The sequence below is a fragment of the Cobetia sp. 29-18-1 genome, from assembly GCF_029846405.1.
GTDB classification, from domain to species: Bacteria; Pseudomonadota; Gammaproteobacteria; order Pseudomonadales; family Halomonadaceae; genus Cobetia; species Cobetia amphilecti.
In genome coordinates, this window is record NZ_JARWKS010000009.1 from 78,589 (window position 1) to 103,562 (window position 24,974).

18 protein-coding genes are annotated in these 24,974 nt (G+C 62.5%); 8 read left to right on the top strand and 10 right to left on the bottom strand.

The window, feature by feature from the left end:
• Window positions 1-185 precede the first annotated feature (185 nt).
• From rdgB to rlmJ, 4 genes are all read left to right on the top strand, one after another.
• Window positions 186-806 carry an RdgB/HAM1 family non-canonical purine NTP pyrophosphatase gene (gene rdgB, locus QD208_RS09055; RefSeq protein WP_192839022.1) on the top strand — a complete coding sequence of 207 codons (621 nt, stop codon included), beginning with the start codon at window positions 186-188 and terminating at the stop codon, window positions 804-806.
• Window positions 806-2,005: a radical SAM family heme chaperone HemW gene (hemW, locus tag QD208_RS09060; RefSeq protein WP_279836545.1), complete on the top strand. Its 1,200-nt coding sequence runs from the start codon at window positions 806-808 to the stop codon at window positions 2,003-2,005. Before rdgB ends, hemW begins: the two co-directional genes overlap by 1 nt.
• A gap of 85 nt (window positions 2,006-2,090) precedes the next feature.
• Window positions 2,091-2,753: an OmpA family protein gene (locus QD208_RS09065; RefSeq protein WP_043331663.1), complete on the top strand. Its 663-nt coding sequence runs from the start codon at window positions 2,091-2,093 to the stop codon at window positions 2,751-2,753.
• 227 nt (window positions 2,754-2,980) lie between these two features.
• Window positions 2,981-4,690 carry a 23S rRNA (adenine(2030)-N(6))-methyltransferase RlmJ gene (gene rlmJ / locus QD208_RS09070; RefSeq protein WP_279836546.1) on the top strand — a complete coding sequence of 570 codons (1,710 nt, stop codon included), beginning with the start codon at window positions 2,981-2,983 and terminating at the stop codon, window positions 4,688-4,690.
• Between the two features lie 179 nt (window positions 4,691-4,869).
• On the opposite strand, the gene QD208_RS09075 is transcribed toward rlmJ, so the two are convergent.
• The 6 genes from QD208_RS09075 to rpmH form a co-directional block, all read right to left on the bottom strand.
• Complete coding sequence (locus tag QD208_RS09075; protein WP_279836547.1) at window positions 4,870-6,687, bottom strand: ABC transporter transmembrane domain-containing protein; 1,818 nt, start codon at window positions 6,685-6,687, stop codon at window positions 4,870-4,872.
• Window positions 6,684-8,579: an ABC transporter transmembrane domain-containing protein gene (locus QD208_RS09080; protein ID WP_279836548.1), complete on the bottom strand. Its 1,896-nt coding sequence runs from the start codon at window positions 8,577-8,579 to the stop codon at window positions 6,684-6,686. The genes QD208_RS09075 and QD208_RS09080 overlap by 4 nt, the downstream gene beginning before the upstream one ends.
• A 151-nt stretch (window positions 8,580-8,730) precedes the next feature.
• Window positions 8,731-10,149: a tRNA uridine-5-carboxymethylaminomethyl(34) synthesis GTPase MnmE gene (mnmE, locus tag QD208_RS09085; protein WP_279836549.1), complete on the bottom strand. Its 1,419-nt coding sequence runs from the start codon at window positions 10,147-10,149 to the stop codon at window positions 8,731-8,733.
• Between the two features lie 210 nt (window positions 10,150-10,359).
• Window positions 10,360-12,024: a membrane protein insertase YidC gene (yidC, locus tag QD208_RS09090; RefSeq protein WP_279836550.1), complete on the bottom strand. Its 1,665-nt coding sequence runs from the start codon at window positions 12,022-12,024 to the stop codon at window positions 10,360-10,362.
• 119 nt (window positions 12,025-12,143) lie between these two features.
• Window positions 12,144-12,533, bottom strand: a complete 390-nt coding sequence (gene rnpA, locus QD208_RS09095; protein ID WP_052384306.1) for a ribonuclease P protein component — start codon at window positions 12,531-12,533, stop codon at window positions 12,144-12,146.
• An 11-nt stretch (window positions 12,534-12,544) separates the two neighbouring features.
• Window positions 12,545-12,679: a 50S ribosomal protein L34 gene (rpmH, locus tag QD208_RS09100; protein WP_043331656.1), complete on the bottom strand. Its 135-nt coding sequence runs from the start codon at window positions 12,677-12,679 to the stop codon at window positions 12,545-12,547.
• Window positions 12,680-13,565: 886 nt separating this feature from the next.
• Between rpmH and dnaA the strand changes: the two genes are divergently transcribed.
• The 4 genes from dnaA (at window position 13,566) to gyrB (ending at window position 20,002) form a co-directional block, all read left to right on the top strand.
• Entirely contained in the window at window positions 13,566-15,053 is a 1,488-nt protein-coding gene (gene dnaA / locus QD208_RS09105) for a chromosomal replication initiator protein DnaA (protein ID WP_043331654.1), read from the top strand.
• A gap of 145 nt (window positions 15,054-15,198) precedes the next feature.
• The gene (gene dnaN, locus QD208_RS09110; RefSeq protein ID WP_043331653.1) at window positions 15,199-16,302 is read left to right on the top strand and encodes a DNA polymerase III subunit beta; all 1,104 of its coding nucleotides are present in this window, start codon (window positions 15,199-15,201) and stop codon (window positions 16,300-16,302) included.
• A gap of 177 nt (window positions 16,303-16,479) precedes the next feature.
• The gene (recF, locus tag QD208_RS09115) at window positions 16,480-17,565 is read left to right on the top strand and encodes a DNA replication/repair protein RecF (RefSeq protein ID WP_153636738.1); all 1,086 of its coding nucleotides are present in this window, start codon (window positions 16,480-16,482) and stop codon (window positions 17,563-17,565) included.
• 19 nt (window positions 17,566-17,584) lie between these two features.
• On the top strand, window positions 17,585-20,002 hold the full coding sequence (gene gyrB / locus QD208_RS09120; protein WP_153634997.1) for a DNA topoisomerase (ATP-hydrolyzing) subunit B: 2,418 nt from the start codon (window positions 17,585-17,587) through the stop codon (window positions 20,000-20,002).
• 159 nt (window positions 20,003-20,161) lie between these two features.
• On the opposite strand, the gene QD208_RS09125 is transcribed toward gyrB, so the two are convergent.
• From QD208_RS09125 to glyS, 4 genes are all read right to left on the bottom strand, one after another.
• Window positions 20,162-21,091 carry an alpha/beta fold hydrolase gene (locus QD208_RS09125; protein ID WP_279836551.1) on the bottom strand — a complete coding sequence of 310 codons (930 nt, stop codon included), beginning with the start codon at window positions 21,089-21,091 and terminating at the stop codon, window positions 20,162-20,164.
• 155 nt (window positions 21,092-21,246) lie between these two features.
• Window positions 21,247-21,759 carry an S-ribosylhomocysteine lyase gene (gene luxS, locus QD208_RS09130; RefSeq protein ID WP_043331647.1) on the bottom strand — a complete coding sequence of 171 codons (513 nt, stop codon included), beginning with the start codon at window positions 21,757-21,759 and terminating at the stop codon, window positions 21,247-21,249.
• 137 nt (window positions 21,760-21,896) lie between these two features.
• A complete protein-coding gene (gmhB, locus tag QD208_RS09135) occupies window positions 21,897-22,526 on the bottom strand; it encodes a D-glycero-beta-D-manno-heptose 1,7-bisphosphate 7-phosphatase (protein ID WP_064503225.1) in 630 nt (209 codons plus the stop codon).
• Between the two features lie 376 nt (window positions 22,527-22,902).
• Window positions 22,903-24,972, bottom strand: a complete 2,070-nt coding sequence (gene glyS / locus QD208_RS09140; RefSeq protein WP_279836552.1) for a glycine--tRNA ligase subunit beta — start codon at window positions 24,970-24,972, stop codon at window positions 22,903-22,905.
• Window positions 24,973-24,974 lie beyond the last annotated feature (2 nt).

A 24,974-nucleotide genomic window follows, 5' to 3' on the forward strand; every position in this document is an offset into this window, starting at 1 on the left:
TGTCAGTCATCAAGTTGAGCACATGAGTGACATCGGCCCATGACATCATGGATCTCAGTCGTGCCTGGCGCAGACCCGTCGCGTGTACGCACCGGACTCACGCGCTAGAATGGGGTGCTGCAAGCGCCTTGCCCGTGTGACTCACACGCGGCCGCATTCTCGTTGTTCCTATCCCGGAGATTCACATGTCCGCTTCTTCTCTCGTACTGGCCAGTGGCAATGCCGGCAAGCTACGTGAATTTTCCCACCTGCTCGCACCGCTGGGGATCGAACCGATGCCTCAAGGGCAGCTGGGAGTGAGTGACGCCGAAGAGACAGGGCTGACCTTCGTCGAGAATGCGTTGATCAAGGCGCGCCACGCCGCACAGGTCACCGGCCTGCCGGCATTGGCAGATGATTCCGGGATCGAAGTCGATGCGCTGGGCGGGGAGCCGGGCATCTATTCCGCACGCTTTGCCGCGCGGCGTCAGCAAGGTAGCGGTGATGGTGACAACAACGCCGCCCTGTTGGCAGCGCTTGAGGGCGTGCCTGAGCAAGCGCGTACGGCGCGCTACTGGTGCGTGCTCGTCTATCTGCGCCATGCGGCAGACCCGGTGCCGATCATCGTTCAGGCCAGTTGGGAGGGGCGTGTCCTTGACGCGCCTCAGGGCGAGGGTGGCTTCGGCTATGACCCGCTTTTCTGGCTGCCGGAACATGGCATGACCGCCGCGGCCCTGGAGGCCGAGACCAAGAACCGTCTCAGCCACCGGGGACGTGCGATGCAGCAGTTGCTCGAGGCGCTTGCCGCGCAGAGCGGTCAGGCGTGATGTCCGCCGCGAACCTGCCGCCTCTGTCGCTCTATATTCACGTGCCGTGGTGCGTGCGCAAGTGCCCCTACTGTGACTTCAACTCCCACGGGGTCGGGCGTGATGCCGGCTTGCCTGAAGAGGAGTACATCACGGCGCTGCTGGCCGATCTCGATCAGGACCTGCAGTTGTTGCAGGGTCAGCCCGAGCGTGAATTGCACAGCATCTTCATCGGCGGCGGCACGCCGAGTCTGCTGAGCGGGGCGGCTTACCAGCGACTGTTCGATGGCCTGCGGGCGCGCATGACGTTCTCTGCCGGCTGCGAGGTCACGCTGGAGGCCAATCCCGGCACGCTGGAGCAGGGCCGCTTTGCCGCCTATCGCGCCGCCGGCATCAATCGCTTGTCATTGGGCGTGCAGACCTTCCAGCCGGAGCAGCTCGAGGTGCTGGGGCGCATCCACTCCGCTGAAGAAGCCGGGCGCGCGGTGGCCAGCGCACGGGCGGCGGGCTTCGACAATTTCAATATCGATCTGATGCATGGCCTGCCGGGCCAGACATTGGAGACCGCGCTGGATGATATCCGGCGTGCCCTGGCACTCAAGCCGACCCATCTGTCCTGGTATCAATTGACGCTGGAGCCGAATACCGAGTTCTATTCGCGCCCGCCGGTACTGCCGGAAGATGATCTGCTGTGGGATATCCAGGATCACGGTCACGCCGAGCTGGAGGCTGCCGGTTTCCGTCGTTACGAGATTTCCGCCTATGCCCTTGAAGGGCGTAGCGCGCGTCATAATCTCAATTACTGGAAATTCGGTGATTACCTGGGCATCGGAGCGGGCGCGCACGGCAAGTTGACGTTGTTGAAGACCGACTCGGCAGGGAACTTGAACGGCGAGTTGCAACTCCAACGCCGTTGGAAAAGTCGTCAGCCTGAAGCGTACTTGCGCAGGATGCAGGACCCGCGCGGGTTCGTGGCGGGTCAGCAGGAAATTGACCGCGATGAGCTGGCGCTTGAGTTCATGATGAATGCACTGCGCTTGACCGGGGGTGTCAGCTTCGAGGATCTGCGCCGCACGACCGGGCTGGATCGCGAGGCATTGGAGCCGGGCCTGAGCCAGGCGCGCGCGCGCGGGCTCATCGTTGAGGATGACGTGCTGTTGCGCGCCACGCCCCAGGGCTTATTGTTCCTCAATGACCTGCTGGCCATGTTCGACACCTGATTGATCAGGCATTATCGGAGGTATGACGATTATTTGCGCAATTGTCGTCTTGCCTTTAATGAGTGTGTAGATAGGGAGCGTTACCATGAAGAAGTCTGTACTCCTGGCCCTGCCGTTGGCAGCCGCCGTCGCGATGGCGGGTTGTTCCACGACCAACCCGTATACCAATGAGCAGCAGACCTCCAGTGCGGCGAAGGGTGCCGGCATCGGTGCGGTCGTCGGCGCAATCGCCGGGGCGACCAAGAGTGGTAACCATCGTCTCGACAAGGCGCTGATCGGCGCCGCTGCGGGTGCCGCCGCGGGCGGTGGTATCGGCTATTACATGGATGTTCAGGAAGCCAAGCTGCGCGATCAGCTGCAGGGCACCGGTGTCAGCGTGACCCGTGTCGGCGACCAGATCATCCTCAACATGCCGTCCAACGTCACCTTCGGCTCCGACTCCAGCACCCTGTCCGGCCAGATTCAGCCGGTCATGGATGGCGTCATCACCGTGCTCAAGGAATACGACGAGACTCGCGTCAACATCGCGGGCTATACCGATTCCACCGGTGCCAGCAACTACAACCAGAACCTGTCCGAGCTGCGTGCCCAGGCTGTCGGCAACTATCTGGCCAGTGGTGGCATCGCCTTCAACCGTCTGAACATGCGCGGTTATGGTGAAGCCAGCCCGGTGGCATCCAACGACACCGCCTCCGGGCGCGCCCAGAACCGTCGCGTCGAGATCACGCTGACGCCGATGGAAAGCTGAGACCCATCAGCTGTCATGGCGACATGACGGTGAATGACCACGAGGCCTGCGCATTTGCGTGGGCCTCGTTGCTTGGCAAGCACGGCTTTTGGGGTGACAAGTGATCATCTCTGCTATCCTTCAGCCCCTTCGGTGGCCTTGTCTGGTTTTCCTCTCGTCGCCGCCCCCCGATTTCTATCTGCTGCCTCGCTGGATGTGGCAGATATCGCCGTATCAAGGAGGCGCTCTTGCTCGCCTATCAGCACGCCTATCACGCTGGCAATTTTGCCGACCTGCACAAGCACCTGCTCGCCACCACCCTGGCCGAGCAGTTATTACGTAAAGAATCTCCCGTTACGTTTATCGACACTCACGCCGGTCGTGGCTGGTATCCGCTGGCGGCCCGCGAGACGGAACAGCTGCGCGAATACGAGCAGGGCGTTCTGCCGTTGTGGCAGGTGCGTGATCGCTGGTTGACCGATGCAGGTGAGCCGAAGTCTCCGTCCGCTGACAAGCCGCTGGCTCGCTGGTTGGCACGTCTGGCGGACATGCAGCCGGATGCCGCCAAGGGCAGCGCCAGCGAGCTGAGCGTCTATCCCGGTTCGCCCTGGTGGCTGAGCCAGTCGCTGCGTCGCGGCGATCGCCTGTTGGCCTATGAGCTGCATCCGGGCGAGATCTACCACTTCGATCAGGCCCCGGTGCAGCGTGACAGCCTCGGCAAGGTCATGCGTCGTCAGCAGGATGGTCTGTCCGGTCTGTTGGCGGCCGTGCCGGTCACCACGCCGCGCGTCGCCGTGTTGATCGACCCCAGCTATGAGCTGAAGAATGATTATCGTGATGTCGCCGAGGTCGTGGTCGAGACCCTGCGCAAGTCACGTCATGCCACCATCATGATCTGGTATCCGCTGCTGCCGGCGGGTCGTCAGCATGATCTGCTCGAGCGCCTCAAGAAGCATTCGCCGGCACCGATGTGGCGCAGCGAGCTGACGATCGATTCGCCGGAAGGCGAGCACGGCATGTACGGCTCCGGCATGCTGGTGATCAATCCGCCGTGGCAGTTCGATCGTCAGTTCTCCACCGCCATGCAGGAAGTGGTCGAGGTGCTCAAGGGCGCGTTGCCGGCTCCGCAGTCGGTTGCCGTCGAGCACAAGGGCCTGTGGTGGCTGTCGGAGGAAGTCGCCCGCGAGCGCAACGAGCCCAAGCCGATGCCGCGTGAGCGCCTGCTGTCACTGCGCAAGCTCAACCAGAAGGTCAAGCGCGACAGCGATGTCGAGGTGACCCAGGCCAAGCCCAAGCGCGAGAAGCTCAAGCGCGGTGAAGGCTGGGCCAAGCCTCGCGTGCGCAATGACAGTGCGACGCCCAAGGCCAAGGGCAAGCGTCATTCCGCGACTGCCAAGCCCAAGACCAGCATCAAGGCGCAGGTCAAGGATGAGGTGCATGGGCATTCTGCGCCGAGCCAGAAGCGCGTCAGCGAGAAGCCTGCCGAGCGCAAGTCGACGGCCGCTGTCGAGCCGACTCGTCCGCGTGGCAAGGGTGAGACGGCTGGCAAGGGGGCGGGCAAGGACTCTGCCAGCTGGAGCGACTGGTCCTCCAGCGTGCCGGGCAAGGGCCGCCGCGAAGGTTCCACGCGGGTCAGCATGCGCAGCACTCCGGCGATCGGTCGTGATGGTCAGGTCAACCCGAACAGCACGACCAAACTGCCCAGAAAGTACGCGGCCAAGCAGCGACCCGAAGACAACAAGGATGTCGGCAAGCCGCTGGATGCGCGTGAAGCGCGTGCCCTGCGTGAGAAGCAGGAAAGCAATGCCATGAGAGGCAAGGTTGCCAAGGGCGGCGTCAGCAAGGAAAGCTCTGGCAAGTCAGCAGCTGGCAACGACAGCTCTGGCAAGTCAGCGGCTGGCAAGACAGCGCCTGGCAAGAAACAGAGCAACAAGCCACGCGGCCCGCGCAAGCCGTGATGACAGGTGTGAATGCAGAACGCTGAGCGCCATATCATGAGCTCGGATTGCAAACGCCCCCACAGGCCATGCCTGTGGGGGCGTTTGCATTGTGGGGCGTCTAGATTGTGGGGCGTCTAGATCGCGGGGCCGTTTGCATCGTGGGGCATTTGTATTGTCGAGGATGTTGGCCTGCCTGATCAGTGCGCGATGTCTTCCCGCCATAGCCGCCGATAGAGGCCGGGTTCTGCCATCAGGACATCGTGGGCCCCCAGCTGGGTGATGCGGCCCTGTTCCAGCACTAGCAGGCGGTCCGCATCGCGTACCGTGGCAAGTCGGTGTGCCACCACGATCAAGGTCACTTCGCCACGCAGCTCATGCAGTGCCTGCTGCAACAGGGCTTCTGTATGGCTATCGATGCTGGCGGTGGCCTCATCCAGCAACAGCACGCGTGGTGTCGTGACCAGTGCGCGTCCGAGCGCCAGCAATTGTCGCTCACCCGTGGAGAGACTGAGGCCGCGCTCGCCCAGCAAGGTGTCGAGCCCCAGCGGCAGACTATCGACCAGCGGCGCCAGATGCGCTTTGTGCAGAACCCGTGACAGGTGCTGCTGACTGATCTCACGACCCAGCAGCAGGTTGTCGCGCAGTGTCGTGGCGCGGATGAAGGGCTCCTGCGGGACGACGGCTATCGCGGTAGCGCGTTGTTGAGCCGACCACTCCATCAGCGGACGACCATCCAGCAGCAGCTGAGACGCCGGGGCAGGGCGCTGCCCGCTGAGCAGATCGAGCAGGGTGGACTTGCCGCTGCCCGTCGGGCCGACCACGCCGAGAAACTCACCGCTCTCGATGGCAAGCGTCAGGCCATTGAGGGCTGGACCCTCCGCACCCTGGTGGTGGAAGGTCAGCTGCTCGAGTTGATAGTGACCACTCGCTATCACGGTGTTGTCCGAGTGCCCACTTGTGGCTTTCCTCGCGGCGCGCGTGTCTGGCTCAGGCGTCTCGCGTGGCCGGTCCAGTACCTCTTCCAGCCGGCCTGTCGCCACCAGCGCCGACTGGAAGACCTGCAGTCGCTGCGTGATCTGGATCAGGGGCTCGCTGATGCGCCCCAACCAGGCGATGAACGCGTAGAGCACTCCCAGTTCCGCACCGCCTCCCAATTCGCGCAGCCCGAACACGGCGACCAGCGAGAGCGTGATCAGCATCGCCATCAGGTCGATGGCCGAACGCAACAGCAGCCCCGACACACGCACCGTGCGCATGCGCGCCTGATACTGGGAGACGTTGAGGTGGTGATAGCGCTGACTGAAGCGTTCGGTCTGGTCGCTTGCCTGCAGCACACTCATGCCGCCGATCGCCTCGGCGATTCTGGCATTCTGCAAGGCACGCAGGCGGCGCACCTCGCGCGCAGCGCGCCCGGAAAAGCGCTGATACAGCCAGATCATGCCGATGGAGAGCGGCACCAGCGCCGTCGCGATCATCGCCAGGGTGCCATCCATCAGGGCCATCGCCGACAGGATACCGATCAACAGCACCACATTGCCGATCAGTGTCGCCAGCACCCCGATATACAGCTCCTTGAGCGACTCGGTGTCGTTGGTCACACGGGCCACCAATTCACCGGCAGCGATATTGTCGAGGCTAGATAGTGGCTGATTCAGCAGGTGTGTGAAGACTCGCTCACGGATATCGCGCACGCTGGCGAGGGCCAGACGGGCAAAGCGCAGCTGCTGGAAATAGCGCCCGGCGGCGGCGCCCAGCTGGGTGATCACATAGATGGCCACCAAGCCTGCTAGGGCCTCGGGGGCGAGGTTGCCGGGAATCAGGTAGTCATCCAGATAGCGCTGGGTCAGCCATGGGCCGAGCACATCCAGTACGGTCGCCGCGATCAGGATCAACAGCGCGCGCAGGACCTCTGCGCGGCGCCTGCCCAGCGGTTGCCAGAGCAATGCCAGTCGCCGTCGGCTGAGCAGGCGAGTGCCGCTGAGGGTGTCGGGTCGTGTCGCGGCATCGTGGCTCATGAGCGCTTCGCCTTGGCATTGTCTTCGCGGTTGACCTGCTGGGCCTGCCATAGGCGCCAGTAGGCGCCGCGGGCGGCCAGCAGACTGGCGTGATCGCCCTGTTCCAGGATGCGCCCGTCCTCGAGCACCAGAATCTGCTGGCAGGCCTGCACGGCAGACAGACGATGGGAATTGATGATCAGCGTGCGCTTGAGGCCGTGGTGATCGGGTTGCTGCAGGCGCGCGAGTGTCTTCAGCAGGGTGCGTTCGGTGACCTGGTCGACCGCCGACAGGGTATCGTCCAGCAGCAGGATGGGCGCCTTGCTGAGCAGGCTGCGTGCCAATGCCAGCCGCTGACGCTGGCCGCCGGAGAGCGTGATGCCTCGCTCACCCACCAGCGTCTTCAACCCCTGGGGAAGGCGGCGCAGATCTTCCTCGAAGGCTGCCGCGCGCAGCGCCTCTCGAATTCGCTCGTCGGAGGCCTCGGGGCAGGCGAGGGCGACATTGTCGGCTACCGAGAGCGCAAACAGGAATGGGTCTTGGGGAACCAGTGAGAACTGCTGGCGCCAGACCGATAGTGTGTACTCACTCGCTTCTCTGCCGCCGAGCGTCAAGACCCCTTGCTCAGGTGTCAGAGGCCAACTGCGCGACAGCAGACGCAGCAAGGTGGACTTGCCACTGCCAGTCGCGCCGACGATCCCCAGGCTGCCCCCTGCCGCCACCTGCAGGGAGAGGGGCCCCAGAGCACGTTGCTGGCTGCCCGGGTAGTGGAATTCATTGATTTCAAGGCGTAGTGAATGGTCACTGACATTGTCCAGAGTGCCGCTGTCCTCAAGGGCTTGTGGCGCGGCGTGGAAGGTGGCCAGCCGCCGTGCGGCTGCCGCGCCGCGCTGCAGGATATTCAGGCACCAGCCAAGCGCGAACATCGGCCAGATCAGCTGCGCCAGATAGAGCGTGAAGCTGGTCAGTTGGCCCAGGGTGATGGCGTCATCCAGATAGCGCCAGCTCCCCACGCCCAGCGTCAGCAGCGTCGCCGCCGAGAGCGCAATGAACACCACCGGATCAAAGGCCGCCTCCAGCTTCTGGACGCGATAATCGACGGCTTCGGCGGCGGCGGCACGCTGCGAGAATCTTGCGCCTTCATCCTCCAGCAAGGCATGGCTTCTGAGCATGCGAATGCCGGCGAAGGCTTCCTGGGTCTGGTCATTCAGGTCCGAGAAGCGCTCCAGCGATTCGCGGAAACGCTCTCCGATCCGTCGCGAGATACGTGCGAAGGCCCAGGCCATGAAGGGGAAGGGCAACAGGGCGAGCAGCGTCAGTGGCACATCGATGGCGATCAGCATGATGCCGAGCACCAGCACGAAGGTCATGGCGCCATCGACGCTGGACAGCACGCCTTCCGCGGCGGCCATCTCCACGGCATCGATGTCCTGACTGGCGTGCGCCATCAGGTCTCCGGTGCGGTGGCGCTGATAGAAGCCGGGGTCCAGGCGCGTCAGCTTGGCATGAAAGGCATCACGCTGTTCCGTCCCCAGCTGATAGGCGGTGCCGAACAGCGTCACGCGCCAGGCATAGCGCAGCGCATAGAGCGCGAGCCCTGCGCCTACCAGCCACAACAGGCGGCTCAGCAAGGCGTCGTGGTCCAGGCTGCCATCACGCAACGCATCGATGGTGGCGCCGATCGCCCACGGCAACAGCAGATTCAGCCCCGCGACCCCGATCAGGAACGCGATGGCCAGCAGATAGCGGGGCCAATGGCGGGTGAAGAAGTCGAGCAGCAGGTGGCGCAACGGGGCCTCGGGGAGAGGCTCGGTGCTCAGTTCGGCGGCGGGGGCCGGCGGGGGAGAGGCGCTGGAGTCACGGGACTCGCGATGGGCATCCTGCGGTCTGTTCGATGTCGCGCGTCCCGCCATGTCGGCTCCCGGTCTGCCCCTGCCCGCCTCCGCCACTCGGAGGGGTCGGCAGAGGCAGTATAACGAGAGGGAGACAGCCAGACGCAAGCACTGTCGGCAAGAGAGACCGCCTGCGGGCGGGAGTCAGCTCGGCGCGATCACTTCGGTGTGATCACTTGCCGATGCAGAAGCTGCCGAAGATTTCCCCGAGCAGATCATCGGCGGAGAATTCGCCGGTGATCTCGGACAGCGCCATCTGGGCGGCACGCAGGTCTTCGGCCAGCAGCTCGCCGGCACCGGCGCCATGCAGCTGGGCGTCGCCGTTGTCGAGGGACTCGCCAGCGCGCTCCAGCGCATCCAGGTGGCGGCGGCGGGCGCTGAAGCGACCCTCTGCCGTGCCGGTGAAGCCCATGATGTCCTTGAGGTGATCGCGCAGCGCATCGAGGCCCTGATTGTCGCGCGCCGAGATGCGCACCACGCTGGCCTGGTGGCGTGCCAGCTCGGCATCACCATCCTGCGTTGCGGTGATGGCGGTCAGCCCCGGCGTCTCGCCGCTGGTGTCGATCTTGTTGCGGACCAGCGTCAGGCGGGACGGGTCCGGCAGGCGCGCGACGAAATCCGGCCAGATCTCCATCGGGTCCGTCGCCGAGGTGGTCGCGGCATCGACCAGCAGCAGGACGCGGTCCGCCTTCTCGATCTCGTCCCAGGCGCGCTGCACGCCGATGCGCTCGACGGCGTCCGGCGTGTCGCGCAGCCCGGCGGTATCGATGATATGCAGTGGCATGCCGTCGAGATGGATGTGCTCACGCAGCACGTCGCGGGTGGTGCCTTCGATATCGGTGACGATGGCGGTGTCCTGCTCGGTCAGCGCATTGAGCAGGCTCGACTTGCCGGCATTCGGGCGGCCGGCGATCACCACCGTCATGCCCTCGCGCATCAGGGCGCCCTGGTTGGCAGCGGCTCGCACGCCCACCAGCTCGGCCTTGACCTCATCGAGGCGCGCCGCGACATGGCCGTCGGCCAGGAAGTCGATTTCCTCTTCGGGGAAGTCGATGGCGGCCTCGACGTAGATGCGCAGCTCGATCAGGCGCTGCACCAGCGCGCTGACGCGCGTCGAGAACTCGCCCTTGAGCGAGCGCAGCGCATTCTCGGCCGCCGCGCGTGAGCTGGCGTCGATCAGGTCGGCGATGGCCTCGGCCTGGGCGAGGTCCAGCTTGTCGTTGAGGAAGGCGCGCTCGCTGAATTCACCGGGGCGCGCCAGGCGCGCGCCCAGCTGCACGCAGCGCTCCAGCAGCAGGTCCATGATCACCGGGCCGCCATGCCCTTGCAGCTCCAGCACGTCCTCGCCGGTGAAGGAATTCGGGCCCTGGAAGTAGAGCGCGATGCCTTCGTCGAGGGCGATGGGGTTGCCCTGGGTATCGAGTCCCATGAAGGGGCCATAGTGGGCGCGGCGTGCCGGCGGGCATTGGCCCAGCATGGCCTGGGCGATGGCCTGACAGGCCGGACCGGAGACACGGATGATGCCGACGCCACCACGGCCGGGCGGAGTGGCCAGGGCCGCGATGGAGTCAGGCTGGTAGGCGGTAGACATGCACAAACCTCGGGCGCGAAGCCGGAATGAAGATGAAGGAGATGGCCGCTATTGTCGCGGCTGGAGCCCCGTGACAGCAAGCGGGGTGACGGGAAAGGCGCCTTGCGGCGGGAGTGTCGGCGCAGCCCCCGGAATCAGGGCCCTGAAACGCCACGACCCCCGCCGAGGCGAGGGTCGTGGGTGAGTCATGTCAGGCGAACCTGAAAGGCATCATGCGCCTTTCTTGGTTGGCTCGGCATTCTCGATCTGACGGGTGATGACGTACTGCTGAGCGATCGACAGCGTGTTGTTGACGATCCAGTACAGCACCAGACCTGCCGGGAACCACAGGAAGAAGAAGGTGAAGACGATCGGCAGCATCTTCATGATTTTCGCCTGGGTGGGGTCCGGAGGCGTCGGGTTCAGCTGCTGCTGGATGAACATCGTCAGGCCCATGATGATCGGCAGGATGAACAGCGGGTCCTTCACTGACAGATCCTGGATCCACAGCATGAACGGCGCGTGGCGCAGTTCGACGGATTCCATCAGCATCCAGTACAGGGCGATGAAGACCGGCATCTGGATCACGATCGGCAGACAGCCCCCCAGCGGATTGATCTTCTCCGTCTGGTAGAACTTCATCATCTCCTGGGAGACCTTCTGGCGGTCGCTGCCGTACTTCTCCTTGATGCGCTGCATCTCGGGGCCCATCTTGCGCATCTTGGCCATCGAGCGGTACGCGGTCGCGGACAGCGGGAACAGCACGACCTTGACCAGAACGGTCAGCAGGATGATGGAGGCACCCCAGTTGCCGACCAGTGCGTGGATGTGCTCCAGCAGCCAGAACAGCGGGTTGGCCAGGAACCACAGCCAGCCGAAGTCGACGACCAGTTCCAGGTAGGGAGCGGTCGCTTCCAGCTGGTCCTGATCCTTCGGGCCGACGAACAGGGTCGCGCCGAGCTCAGCCTGCTGACCCGCGGCGATCTGGGTCGTCGGGCTCGCGAAGGCGGCGACATTGCGGTTCTGCTTGTCGACGTTGGCGTAGTAGAGGTTCTTCTGGTTGTCAGCCGGCACCCAGGCAGACACGAAGTAGTGCTGGATCATGGACACCCAGCCACCCTGGACGTCGACATTCTTGAAGCTGCCGTCCTGGATGTCTTCGAAATCGACCTTCTGGTAGTGGTTCTCTTCAGAAGAGAACGCCGCCCCCAGATAGGACTTCATGCCCATGCCGCCACCGGAGGTCGGGTCCGCGCTGTTGTCGCGGGCCAGCTGACCGATGAAGCGAGCATTGACCGGCTGCTGGGACTGGTTGTCCAGCAGGTAGTCGACCTTGATCTGGTAGCTGTCCTGGCTGACGGTGAAGCGCTTGATGACCGCAACACCATTGATGTCGGCCTTCAGGTCCACCTGCAGGTTGTCGTCACCCTCGGCAAGGGTGTAGCTGTTGCTGTCGGCAGAGAAGGCGATACGGCCCTTGTGGCCATCCAGCTGCAGGCCGGACTTGGCCACGTAGCTGCGTGACTGATTGTCGGACAGCAGCACGAAGGGCGACTCGGAAGCGTTGTTCTGCTTGTGCTCGAGCAGCGCTGCATAGACCACGTCACCGCCCTGCGGATCGATACGCAGGTCCAGCACGTCAGTCTTGACTTCAATCAGGTTGTTGCTCGGGGTGCTTGCTGCGCTATCCGGCGTGGAGAGGCCGGTATCGCCATTGGCAGTCGTGCTGCTGCTTGGGGCTTCAAGGCCTTGCGCAGTGGCATTGGCGGCCTGAGAGGCAACCTGGGGAGCCTGTGTTTCCGCAGCCGGCTGGTCGTAGTCCTTGTTCCACTGGACCACCATCAGATAGGCGACAACCGCAAGCGGAATCACGAGGAGTAATCGTTTGACGTCCATGGTGTATACCCGTTGGAGGGTGAATCAATCTGGCGGGGAGTCAGATGAGTCCGGTCACGAACGGTAGGGCGTATAACGAAAAAAACGCCACATGCCGGACGCACCGGGCAGGTGTCGCGTCAGGCAGGTGGCGTTGACTTGGCCGCTTTCTGGCGTCTGGCGTCCTTCTCCAGACGAGCCCACATGCCGTCCAGCTGGCGATGCAGAGTCTCGTTGTCCAGCTCGGTCACGCCTCGCTTGGCCAGTACGACGATGTCGACGGCCGGAAGGCGCTGCTGGCGGAGGCGAATGGATTCGCGCGTCAGACGTTTGAGGCGGTTGCGATCTACGGCACGGCGCACGTTCTTCTTGCTGAACACCAACCCCAGGCGGGCATGTCCCAGGTCATTCGGACACGCCAGGGCCAGAAGCCCCTTGCCGTGTACCTTGAGGGTGGTGTGATCGAAGACGTGCCGGTAATCCCCGGCAGTCAGCAAGCGAAGCTGCCGGGGAAATCCCTGACGGGACATCCGGGCCTCGATCAGGCGCTCAGACGCTTACGGCCTTTCGCACGACGACGCTGGATGACCTCACGGCCACCTTTGGTCGCCATACGAGCACGGAAACCGTGTGTGCGCTTGCGCTTCAGGACGCTCGGCTGAAATGTGCGTTTCATAGCTGCTTCTTCCCACGTGGTTGTTTGGAAAAGGTCAACGAATGTTGCCCTGTATCCACATGAGGACAGGGCAGATTGGTCAGGGGCAGGGATTCTAGTGAATCTGCAAGTGGCTTGCAATGTCGCGTTGGAAGTTGTCCACAGCCCGTTCGCGGCATTTGACGACAGATATCGTCTACGCCGCCCGCCATATGGCGCTTCGTGTCTCACGCGGATCACGTGCAAGACAGGCCTTCGGGCACAAAAAAATTCGATTTGGCGTCCTTGAGCCAACAGACACCGCTCGCCAGGCAAGCGATCAGCGCTTTTTCAGCGCTCAGTGGGGCTGAGTGAATGGCATCGCCCGCCATGGCGATGCACGGGAAGGCGCAAGTCCTGTGTTCGGTCGTGAGCCTCAAGGATTCGCGTTTCTGGCGAGTGGCTGTGCACTTTCGACCCTGGCGTGTCAGGCGCGCCGAAAAGTCGCAGTGGATAACCCGGGATTCTGCCGACGCGATCACAGCCCCTCGCACCTCGCGTGATTCGAATATCGCGGGGCTACTGTCATTACTACAGAGAAGTAGTTCTGAATAACCAATTACTATTAAGGAAGGCAGTTGCTGTGGATAACCTGTTTTTTCCTATCTTGCTCAATTGCATGTCGATAGGACAGCTCTGGCGATAAGTGGTGGGCAACCTGCGTTCAGCCTGTGCATGGCCATGTGCATAACTGTCGTCTTGTCCACAGTCGAAATCTTGTGCGCGGATACTCCCCAGCCTGTCCCGATGCGGATACTTGAAGAATACCGATGTTGTCCACAGTGCTTTTTGCGGCAGATGTCGTGTGGATAACTCGTGGCTTGGCCTATACAATGGCCGCCCCTTCGACAACTGGATGTGAGGTCGCGTGTCGCTCGCACTTTGGCAACAATGTCTTGACGCCCTGCAAGACGAGCTGAATTCACAGCAGTTCAATACCTGGGTTCGTCCCCTGCAGGCTGAGGAAGGCGACAGCGGAGAGCTGTGCCTGCTCGCCCCCAACCGCTTCGTGCGTGATTGGGTCAATGACAAGTACCTCAAACGAATTCACGAGCTGCTGCGTGAGCTGGCACCGGGCAAGCCGCCCAAGGTCGAGCTGAGCGTCGGTAGCCGCCGGACCGTCTCGAACCCGCGTCCGGAAGGTGCGGCTGCGTCGCCGGTATCTGCCCAGGCGCAAGCGCCGGGCCAGATGCCGAGCCCGCGTGCCCCTTCCGTGCATACGCCACCGCGGGGCAATTTCGCGGAAGAGCGTGAGATGGCCGGCGATGGCGCTCGGGAACAGGCACCGCGCCGCAACACGCGTCAGGTGCAGGTAGAAGGTAGCCTCAAGCATTCCAGTGGCCTGAATCCGAACTTCACCTTCGAAACCTTTGTCGAAGGCAAGTCCAACCAGCTGGCCCGCGCGGCCTCGCGTCAGGTCTCCGAGAATCCCGGCGGCGCCTACAACCCGCTGTTCCTGTATGGCGGCGTGGGTCTGGGCAAGACCCACCTGATGCACGCGGTGGGCAATCATCTGGCCAAGCAGGGCGGCGAGAATGCCAAGGTGGTCTACCTGCATTCCGAGCGTTTCGTGGCGGACATGGTCAAGGCGCTGCAGCTCAATGCCATCAATGACTTCAAGCGTTTCTACCGTTCGGTGGATGCGCTGCTGATCGATGACATCCAGTTCTTCGCTGGCAAGGAGCGCTCCCAGGAGGAGTTCTTCCACACCTTCAATGCGTTGCTCGAGGGTGGTCAGCAGATGATCCTGACCTCGGATCGCTATCCGAAGGAGATCAATGGGGTCGAGGAGCGTCTCAAGTCACGCTTCGGCTGGGGGCTGACCGTCGCCATCGAGCCGCCGGAGCTCGAGACGCGCGTCGCGATCCTGATGAAGAAGGCCGATCAGGCCAAGGTCGATCTGCCTCACGATGCCGCCTTCTTCATCGCGCAGAAGATCCGCTCCAACGTGCGCGAGCTGGAAGGGGCCTTGAAGAAGGTCATCGCCGACTCCCACTTCATGGGGCGCGCGATCAATCAGGACTTCATCCGTGAATCCCTGAAGGACCTGCTGGCACTGCAGGACAAGCAGGTGGGTGTGGACAATATCCAGCGCACCGTGGCCGAGTACTACAAGATCAAGATTTCCGATCTTCACTCCAAGCGCCGCTCGCGCTCCGTCGCCCGCCCGCGTCAGGTCGCGATGGCGCTCGCCAAGGAGCTGACCAACCACAGCCTGCCGGAAATCGGCGATGCCTTCGGTGGGCGAGACCACACCACGGTGCTGCATGCCTGTCGCAAGGTGGCCTCGCTGCGTGAAGAGAACGCCGATATCCGCGAGGACTACAAGAATCTGCTGCGTCTGTTGACCAGCTGATCGAATTGCAGCGGCAGGTCGGGTTGGCGACAATCACGCTATCGGCCTGCTGTGCTCCGGGCTTGCCTGTCGCGGCCCCGAATTTCTTTTGCGTGCGCGCTGCCTGTCAGCGAGCATTGCCCCGTTTCCAGAGAGTGGAGTCTCCATGAAATTTGCCATTTCGCGTGAAGCCCTGCTGCGCCCGCTGTCCCTGGTGGCGGGTGTCGTCGAGCGTCGCCAGACACTGCCGGTGCTGTCCAATGTGCTGCTTGAAGTGTCCGATCAGCAGCTGTCGCTGACCGGGACTGACCTTGAGGTCGAGCTGATCGGGCGCGTCGAGCCCAGCCGTGTCGATGAGCCGGGTTCCGCGACGGTGCCGGCGCGCAAGCTGATGGATATCTGCAAGTCACTGCCCGAAGGCAGCGAGATCATTCTCGCGCTGGAAGAAGGGCGTGCCATTCTGCGCAGCGGCCGTTCACGCTTCACCCTGTCGACCTTGCCGGTGGCCGAGTTCCCGAACATCGATGATGGTCAGGGCGATATCACCGTCAGCCTGCCGCGCGGCACCCTCAAGCATCTGATCGACGCGACCTCCTTCGCGATGGCGCAACAGGATGTCCGGTATTACCTCAACGGCATGCTGCTGGAACTGACCAGCAACCTGGTGCGTACCGTGGCGACCGATGGTCACCGCCTGGCCGTCTGCGAGCAGGCCGCTGACATCAGCGTGCCGGAAGCGCAGAAGCTGATCATTCCGCGCAAGGGTATCCTTGAGCTGACGCGCCTGCTCGACGGCAGCAACGAGCTGATGACATTGACGGTCAGCGGGACGCACGTGCGTGCCCAGACCGGCGACTTCACCTTCACCTCCAAACTGGTGGACGGCAAGTTCCCGGATTACGAGCGCGTTGTCCCGCGTGGCGGTGACAAGGTCATCGTGGCCGAGCGTGCCGAGCTGCGTCAGGTACTGTCGCGCACCGCGATCCTCTCCAACGAGAAGTACCGTGGCGTGCGCCTCTATCTGGAGGCAGGCAACCTGCGGGTGCTGGCCAACAACCCCGAGCAGGAAGAGGCCGAAGAGAATATTGCCCTTGATTATCAAGGGGCTGGCCTCGAGATCGGCTTCAATGTCGGTTACCTGATCGATGTGCTGGGAGTGCTGGATGCCGATCGTGTACAGCTGACGCTTTCCGATGCCAACAGCTCAGCACTGCTGGAAGAGCCGGGTGGTGGTGATGCGCGTTACGTAGTGATGCCGATGCGCCTGTAATATCGTAATTGTTATTTAAATCAGTATCTTGAATCGTAATTGTGACGCAATTGACGCGCGCAATCGCAGAATGAGCCTCGACAACACCCGCCATTTTCACTCCTGAATGGCGGGTGTTGTCGTATTTGAGCCCCGAAGGCGGGCCATGGCTCTTTCTCTCTATCGAATGAGGCCGTCATGGCGCTTGAACGACTCCAATTCCAGAATCTGCGCAACCTGGCGACAGTCGATATGGCGCCGGGAAAAGGGGTGAATCTGGTCAGTGGTGCCAATGGCAGTGGCAAGTCGAGCCTGCTGGAAGGTATCCATGTGCTGGGGCTGGCGCGCTCTTTCCGCACGCACAAGCTCAAGCATGCCATTGCGCATGACACGGCGGGAATGACGCTGTTTGGCCGCCTGGCAGGCGATCCGCCGCGCCCCCTGGGGGTAAGGCGTGATCAGGCGGCAGATGGGCTGGAGATGCGGCTGGATGGCGAGAAGGTCGAGCGAGTCGCCCAGCTGGCTCAGGCCTTGCCGTTGCAGCTGATCAACCCTGATGCCTTCCGGTTGCTGGAGGGTTCACCCTCTGCCCGACGTGAGTTCCTCGATTGGGGTGTGTTTCACGTGAAACACGACTTCTTCGACGTCTGGCGCCGCGTGCGTCGGGCGCTCAAACATCGGAACGCACTGCTCAGGCATGGTAAGATGGACGTTCAGGCACTTAACGTCTGGGATCGAGAGTTTGCTCACTGGAGCGAGCGTCTTGATGCCCTGCGCATGGAATATATGCAGGCGCTGGCGCCTCTGTTTCAAGCCACGCTTGCCGAGCTGATTGATTTACCCGAGCTGACTCTGCGCTATCAGCGCGGTTGGGATGCCAAGCGCCCTCTGGGCGACGTGCTGGCAGCAGGGCGCGACAGTGATAGCCATATGGGCTTTACCCAGACTGGCCCACAACGCGCCGACTTGCGTATTCGCCTGGGGCGACGCCCTGCAGTCGAGGTGTTGTCTCGCGGCCAGCAGAAGCTGGTGGTCAGCGCTCTCAAGCTGGCTCAGGGTCGCTTGCTCGAAGAAATGAACGGACGTACCTGTGTCTACCTGATCGACGATCTGCCGGCGGAACTGGATGGCGAGCATCGCCGTCTGTTCTGCCAGCTGTTGGCAGGCCTCGAGTGCCAGGTCTTCGTGACCTGCGTCGAACCCGAAACATTGGATCGGGTATGGTTGCCGAACACTGATGTCAGGATGTTTCACGTGGAACACGGGCGACTGCACACGGAATGATTTCACGACGGAGAAGCCAATGAGCGAACAGGCTTACGACTCATCAAGCATCAAGGTCCTCAAGGGCCTGGATGCCGTACGCAAGCGCCCCGGCATGTATATCGGTGATACCGATGACGGCACGGGGCTGCATCATATGGTGTTCGAGCTGGTGGATAACTCCATCGACGAGGCGCTGGCCGGTCACTGTAGCGAAGTCCGGGTCGTTATCCATGCCGACGAGTCAGTTTCCGTCAGCGACAACGGTCGTGGTGTGCCGACCGAGATCCATGAAGAGGAAGGCGTCAGCGCAGCGGAAGTCATCATGACCGTGCTGCACGCAGGCGGTAAATTCGATGACAACTCCTACAAGGTTTCCGGCGGTCTGCACGGTGTGGGTGTCTCGGTCGTCAACGCGCTATCCGAAGAGCTCAAGCTGACCATCTGGCGTCAGGGCAATGTCCACGAGCAGATCTATCGCCATGGCGAGCCGCAGTCGCCGCTGGGCATCGTGGGCCAGACCGAGAAGACCGGTACTCTGGTGCGCTTCAAGCCTTCCCCGCTGACCTTTGCCAATATCGAATTCCACTACGAGATTCTGGCCAAGCGTCTGCGCGAGCTGTCCTTCCTGAACTCCGGTGTCGCCATCCGTCTGATTGACGAGCGCAGCGGCAAGGAAGAGCTGTTCCATTACGAAGGTGGCCTCAAGGCGTTTGTTGACCATATCAACACCAACAAGGCGCCCTTGAATCCGGTGTTCCATTTCGAGATGGAGCGCGAGGATGGCATTGCCGTCGAAGTGGCAATGCAGTGGAATGAAGGCTTCGCCGAGAATATCTTCTGCTACACCAACAATATTCCTCAGCGCGATGGCGGGACTCACCTGGCCGGTTTCCGTGCGGCACTGACGCGTACGCTCAATAGCTATATTGAGGCGGAAGGTCTGCTCAAGAAATCCAAGGTCGGTACGACCGGGGATGATGCCCGCGAAGGTCTTACCGCGATCATCTCGGTCAAGGTACCTGACCCGAAGTTCTCCTCGCAGACCAAGGACAAGCTGGTCTCTTCCGAGGTCAAGACAGCCGTCGAGCAGGAAATGGGCCGTCTGTTCTCCGAGTATCTGATCGAGAAGCCCAACGAAGCCAAGGGCATCGTCAACAAGATGCTGGATGCGGCGCGGGCGCGTGAAGCCGCACGCAAGGCGCGTGATATGACGCGTCGCAAGGGCGCCCTGGATATCGCAGGCCTGCCGGGCAAGCTGGCTGACTGTCAGGAGAAGGACCCGAGCCTCTCCGAACTGTACCTGGTCGAGGGTGATTCCGCTGGTGGCTCCGCCAAGCAGGGGCGTGATCGTCGTACCCAGGCGATCCTGCCGCTGAAGGGCAAGATCCTCAACGTCGAGAAGGCGCGCTTCGACAAGATGCTGTCGTCTGCCGAGGTTGGCACGCTGATCACCGCGCTGGGTTGCGGTATCGGTCGTGAAGAGTTCAATCCCGACAAGCTGCGCTATCACTCCGTCATCATCATGACGGATGCCGACGTCGATGGTTCGCACATCCGTACGTTGTTGCTGACCTTCTTCTTCCGTCAGATGCCGGAGCTGATCGAGCGCGGTCATATCTTCATTGCCCAGCCGCCGCTCTACAAGATCAAGCGCGGCAAGCATGAGCAGTATCTGAAGGACGAGCAGGCGCTGCAGGACTATCTGACCGCTACGGCGCTGGACGGCGGCAAGCTGCATGTCAACGCCGATGCCCCGGGCATCGCCGGCGCTCAGCTGGAAGCACTGGTCAACCAGTATCGTGGCGTGATGAAGCGCATCGATCGTCTGGCGCGTGTCTATCCGTCTGCCGTGCTGCGCAAGATCGTGCACGCTCCGCATCTGGATGAGGCCGCACTCGCGGACCAGTCTCAGGTGCAAGGCTGGATCGATGGTCTCCAGAAGGAAATGGATGACCTGATTGCCTATGAGGGTGGCCCGCACTACAGCTTCACTCTCAGCCACGACGGCGAGCGCAATCTCTATCTGCCGGCGGTGACGCTGACGGCACATGGTGTCAGCAGCGATTACCTGTGGGATGTCGACTTCTTCAAGTCCGCCGACTACCGCGAGATGAGTGAGCTGGGCAACATGCTGGAAGGCCTGCTGGAAGCTGGCAGCTACGTCTCGCGCGGTGAGCGCAAGAAGGAAGTCGTCACCTTCTACGAAGCCCTGGACTGGCTGATGAAGGAAGCGGCACGTGGCTTCAGCATCCAGCGCTACAAGGGGCTGGGCGAGATGAACCCGGATCAGCTGTGGGAAACCACCATGGATCCGGAGTCCCGTCGCATGCTGCGTGTGACCGTCGAGGATGCGATCGGTGCCGATCAGATGTTCAACACCCTGATGGGTGATGAAGTCGAACCGCGCCGTGACTTCATCGAGCGCTTCGCGCTGGTGGCCAACCTCGACGTCTGATGGCGTTGAGCTAGCGCTTGGCAGATGTCTTGCCAAGCCGGGCTAGAAAAACGGCCCCTGATCTTCGATCAGGGGCCGTTTTTGCATGTGAGTGTTGCCGTAACCAGGGGCAAGGATAACAGCGAGGAGTAGGGCTCGGTCACGGCCGAGGGTGTCGTCTCAGCCGGTGCGTTGCTCGGCCAGCCAGGCGGTGATTCGCTCTGCCGTGATGAAGGACGTCGCAAGCCCCAGGTGATCAATTGTCTCGAGGACTTCCACCTGCGCCGCGGGGTGGTGGGGTTGCAGACATTGAGCAAGGCGCTCGGCATGAAACGCCTCGTCATGCTCGCCGATCAGCGCCAGCACTGGCAGCTGATGATGGGCGAGCGCCTTGAGGTCACTTTGATAGCCGCGAGGATTGAGGCCCGTCATCAAGCGCCACGAGTAGGCGTCGGTGGTATGTGCATCGCGGTACTCTGGCGGGATATTGAAGCCAAGGACCTCAATATGATCCAGGCGATGGATGCCGAGCCGATTCAGCAGCGCGCAGGCCAGCATTCGCGCGATGCGTGGCTGTGCCCAGCGTGAATCACGTCGCATGTTGGGCGCGAGATGATGCAGGTACGGTGCCAGCAGTATGGCGCCGTGCAGCGGAATGTTGGCACGCTGGCGCTGACAGACAGCGGCCGAGAAGCGCAGTGCCAGGCCGCCTCCGGCAGAGTGGCCAGCGACAATGACTCTGGCATCGGCTGGTAGCTCGAGCGACAGGATCAGGTCCTCGAGATCTTCCTCGAGCTGAAGCAGGTGGTCGATGTCGCCACGTCGCTGCGGGGCTGGGCCGTGGCCGCGCAAGTCCGGCGTATGCACATGATGACCAGCTTCAGCCAGGCGCGTTGCCAGCGATGCGAGATAACGGCTGTCAGCGCTGGAGCCATGCAGCAGGATGAGGTGTGAGCGGCTCCCTGACATGCCTGCTGCGGGATAATGGCGACAGCCCAGGCTGCTGTCATCGCGGCAGCGGTAGGGGACGAGTTCATTCGGCGCTGACCACGCTTCCTTGTCTGCCAGGAAGGTCGTGAAATCAAAGGCATGGCTGCTGGAATCTGGCATTGGCTACACTCGCTCGGATGTCACGTCATGAAAAAAGCCCGCTATCTGATCCGGTCAGATAGCGGGCTTTTTCGTTCAAGTGCTCGGCGCACTCGACAGGCTGATCAAGCCCGGTGCCTCAAGGCTCGATGTCTCAAGGCTTGCTGCCTCAAGGCTCAGTGCGCCTGATTGAGGAAGCCTTCATCCAGCTTCAGCTCGTCATTGCGGTTGACGCCGATATCGCGGGACAGGATGTTGCTGGCGATCTGCTTGGCTTCTTCCAGAGAGTGCATCTGTGCGGTGCCGCACTGATAGACGTTGAGCTCCGGGATCTCTTCCTGACGCGCCACGTTGAGCACGTCCTGCATGGCAGCAGACCAGGCAGCGGCAACGCGAGCTTCTTCCGGTTCACCGATCAGGCTCATGTAGAAACCGGTACGGCAACCCATCGGTGAGATATCGATGATCTCGACGTCATCACCGTTGAGGTGCTCGCGCATGAAGCCGGCGAACAGGTGCTCGAGGGTGTGAATGCCTTTCTCGGAGAGAATCTCTTCATTCGGCACGCAGAAGCGCAGGTCGAAGACGGTGATGTTGTCGCCTTTCGGGGTGCCCATCTTCTTGGCCACGCGCACGGCAGGCGCCTTCATGATGGTGTGATCGACAGTGAAACTATCCAGCAGTGGCATGTGAAGCCTCCAGCATGAGGAAGTGAGACAGGCAGGCAGTCGCCCGCCCGGATTCATGTCTGAAGGGTAGCATATCGCCGCTACTGATTAGAGAGGCAAGCGCGCCGTGCGCAGGGTTATCGCCGGGCAGACGCGCCTCACAGATAGCTTTCGGCAGCGGCTTCACAGCTGACGCAGCGGCGCTGGGACTTTCCCGGCTCACCATCCGATATAGGGTGATTGAGCTCACCATCGAGCAGGCGGTTGGTGAAGTCGGCCAGGTTGGCCACTACCAGCACGTCCTTGAGCCCCTCGCCATCTGCCAGCGTCTTCTGGCCCTTGCCGGTCATCACCAGCGCGGCGCGACAGCCGGCCTTCTGGCCCGCGATGAGGTCACGCAGGCTGTCGCCCAGCATCCAGGCCCCTTCGAAGTCGGGAATCTGCAGGGCATCCTGGATCTGATGGAGCAGACCGGGTTCCGGCTTGCGGCAATCGCAGCCGTCGTCCGGGCCATGCGGGCAGTAGGCAATGTGAGCGATATCGCCACCGGCTTCCTTCACCAGTTGCATCATCTTGGTGTGCATCTGGTCGAGTTCGCGGTGGCCGAAATGGCCACGGGCGATGCCGGACTGATTGGTCGCCACGGCCACGGTATAGCCAGCGCGGGTCAGACGGGCGATGGCCTGGATGGAAGTGGGGTATTCGATCCACTCCTCGGCGTTCTTGACGAAGGCATCGGAGTCTTCATTGATGACACCATCACGGTCGAGCACGATCAGTTTTTGCATGGTCAACTCTTCACTTCAGGGCAGTCAGGGGCGTCAGCCGGGCTGCTTGTCAGGGGTCGCCGCTTTGCCTGGAAAATTGTGAGCCGAGTCACAAGATGACGCTCGCACGTGGGGATGGGCAAATGGCGCCGAGTGGTCGAAGTGCGTGGTGCGACAGGCTGCCGCGCTTTTCGAACACTGTTTCTATACTGGAATACTAGTGCGACCTAGGTAGGGGATCAAGGCAGAAATTGTGACATCGCTGCCGTGTTGCGTGAAATCCTGTCACGCAACACGGCATTTCGGGACCCCGGATGCAAAAGAACCCCGCCGTGGCGGGGTTCTTTTGCAGAGACTGCGAGTTACCGATGTCAGGGACAGCGTGGATCGACAGTTCTTATTGGGTCAGCAGACTGATGTCGGCCACACCCATGAACAGGCCTTGCAGACTGGCCAGCATCGCCAGACGATTGGCGCGCACGGCGGCATCGTCGGCGTTGACCATCACCTGATCGAAGAAGGCATCGACCGGCTCGCGCAGGCTGGCCAGTGCATCGAGGGCCTCCTGGTAGCGCGCCGCGGCGAACAGCGGTGCCACTTCCGCGCCACGTGCCGTCAGGGCGTCTGCCAGTGCCTGCTCGGCCGGCTCGCTCAACAGGCTCGCATCCACCTCGGTGCGACCATCGTGCTCGGCCTTGGCGAGAATGTTGGAGACGCGCTTGTTGGCTGCAGCCAGGGCAGCGGCTTCCGGGCGTTCGCCGAAGGCGTGCACGGCACGCAGACGACGCGCGAAGTCCAGCGGGTTGCTGATCTTCAAGGTACGCACGGCCAGATACAGCTCGGCACCCATGCCTTCATCGCTAGCCCAGGCGCGGAAGCGATCGAGCATGTACTCGAGCACGTCCTCGACCAGTCCTTCGGCCTTGGGCAGATCACGATGCTGCTCGGCGCTGACGGTCAGCAGCTCGCGCAGGTCGAGGTCCAGCTCACCCTTGATCAGGATGTTGAGCACCCCGATGGTGGCGCGACGCAGTGCGAACGGGTCCTTGGCGCCGGTCGGACGCTGACCGATGCCGAAGATGCCGGTCAGGGTGTCGAGACGGTCGGCCAGGGCAATCGCCATGCCGGCCTTGGTCGTGGGGATCGCATCGCCGGCGAAGCGCGGCAGATACTGTTCTTCCAGCGCGAGAGCGACGGTGGCATCTTCGCCATCGTGACGGGCGTAGTAGTGGCCCATGATGCCCTGCAGTTCCGGGAACTCCAGCACCATCTCGGTGACCAGGTCGGTCTTGGCCAGCTGTGCGGCACGTGCGGCGTGGTCGACATCGGCACCGATGCGTTCCGCGATATGGCGTGCCACGGCTTCGCTGCGACGGGCCTTCTCGGCCATGCTGCCCAGCTTCTGCTGGAAGACGACGCTCTCGAGCTTCTCGCGACGCGATTCCAGCGTGCTGCGCAGGTCGGTCTCGTAGAAGAAGGCGGCATCGCCCAGACGCGGACGAATCACCTTCTCGTTACCGGAGATGACCTGTTGCGGGTCCTTGCTCTCGATATTGGAGACGGTGATGAAGGCCGGCTTGAGCTTGCCGTCGTTGTCCAGCAGGTGGAAGTACTTCTGGTTGGCCTTCATGGAGGAGATCAGACACTCCGCCGGCACTTCCAGGAAGCGCTCGTCGAAGGTGCCCGTCAGTGCCACCGGCCATTCCACGAGGCCGTTGACCTCGTTGAGCAGGGCTTCCTCGATGACGGCGTTGGCACCATAGACTTCCGCCTCGGCCTGGACCTGTTCGCGGATACGCTCACGGCGCACCTCACGGTTGGCCAGCACGCGGGCATCTTCCAGCGCGTCGAGGTAGTCCTCGGCGTGCGCCAGCGTGATGGCCTGCGGCGCATGGAAGCGGTGGCCGAAGGTGGTGCGACCGGAGTCGAGGCCGAGCACGCTGGCCTCGATCACTTCGCTGCCGTAGAGCGCGACCAGCCAATGCACCGGACGCGAGAACTCGATGCGTGAGGCACCCCAGCGCATGTTCTTCGGCACCGGCAGGCGAGCCACGACCTGCTCCAGCATGGCCGGCAGCAGGGCGGAGAGATGCTCGCCCGGCTGGGTGTGACGATAGCCGAGCCAGGTGCCCTTGTCGGTTTCCAGCTCGATCAGGTCACTGACTTCGACACCACAGGAGCGGGCGAAGCCCTGCACCGCACGGGTCGGTTCGCCATCCTTGAAGGCGGCGGCCTTGGCCGGCCCGCGCTTCTCGATCTCGCGGTCCGGCTGACGCTCGGCCAGGGATTCGATCATCACCGCCAGACGACGCGGTGTGGCGTAGGCACGTACCTGACCGAAGGCGACTTCGGCGTCGCGCAGGCCATCGGCGAGGCCGTTGGCGAGGCTGTCAGCGAGTGCGTCGATGGCGCCCGGCGGCAGTTCTTCGCAGCCCAGTTCGATCAGTAGGGTATTCACGGAGGCCATGC

What these genes read in the sequence shown, in the direction of transcription:
- gmhB (WP_064503225.1), bottom strand. Translation starts at nt 22,526, where the DNA reads ATGCAAAAACTGATCGTGCTCGACCGTGATGGTGTCATCAATGAAGAC.
- QD208_RS09080 (WP_279836548.1), bottom strand. Translation starts at nt 8,579, where the DNA reads ATGGCGGGACGCGCGACATCGAACAGACCGCAGGATGCCCATCGCGAG.
- yidC (WP_279836550.1), bottom strand. Translation starts at nt 12,024, where the DNA reads ATGGACGTCAAACGATTACTCCTCGTGATTCCGCTTGCGGTTGTCGCC.
- luxS (WP_043331647.1), bottom strand. Translation starts at nt 21,759, where the DNA reads ATGCCACTGCTGGATAGTTTCACTGTCGATCACACCATCATGAAGGCG.
- recF (WP_153636738.1), top strand. Translation starts at nt 16,480, where the DNA reads ATGGCGCTTGAACGACTCCAATTCCAGAATCTGCGCAACCTGGCGACA.
- dnaN (WP_043331653.1), top strand. Translation starts at nt 15,199, where the DNA reads ATGAAATTTGCCATTTCGCGTGAAGCCCTGCTGCGCCCGCTGTCCCTG.
- QD208_RS09075 (WP_279836547.1), bottom strand. Translation starts at nt 6,687, where the DNA reads ATGAGCCACGATGCCGCGACACGACCCGACACCCTCAGCGGCACTCGC.
- rdgB (WP_192839022.1), top strand. Translation starts at nt 186, where the DNA reads ATGTCCGCTTCTTCTCTCGTACTGGCCAGTGGCAATGCCGGCAAGCTA.
- rpmH (WP_043331656.1), bottom strand. Translation starts at nt 12,679, where the DNA reads ATGAAACGCACATTTCAGCCGAGCGTCCTGAAGCGCAAGCGCACACAC.
- QD208_RS09065 (WP_043331663.1), top strand. Translation starts at nt 2,091, where the DNA reads ATGAAGAAGTCTGTACTCCTGGCCCTGCCGTTGGCAGCCGCCGTCGCG.
- hemW (WP_279836545.1), top strand. Translation starts at nt 806, where the DNA reads ATGTCCGCCGCGAACCTGCCGCCTCTGTCGCTCTATATTCACGTGCCG.
- gyrB (WP_153634997.1), top strand. Translation starts at nt 17,585, where the DNA reads ATGAGCGAACAGGCTTACGACTCATCAAGCATCAAGGTCCTCAAGGGC.
- glyS (WP_279836552.1), bottom strand. Translation starts at nt 24,972, where the DNA reads ATGGCCTCCGTGAATACCCTACTGATCGAACTGGGCTGCGAAGAACTG.
- rnpA (WP_052384306.1), bottom strand. Translation starts at nt 12,533, where the DNA reads ATGTCCCGTCAGGGATTTCCCCGGCAGCTTCGCTTGCTGACTGCCGGG.
- QD208_RS09125 (WP_279836551.1), bottom strand. Translation starts at nt 21,091, where the DNA reads ATGCCAGATTCCAGCAGCCATGCCTTTGATTTCACGACCTTCCTGGCA.
- mnmE (WP_279836549.1), bottom strand. Translation starts at nt 10,149, where the DNA reads ATGTCTACCGCCTACCAGCCTGACTCCATCGCGGCCCTGGCCACTCCG.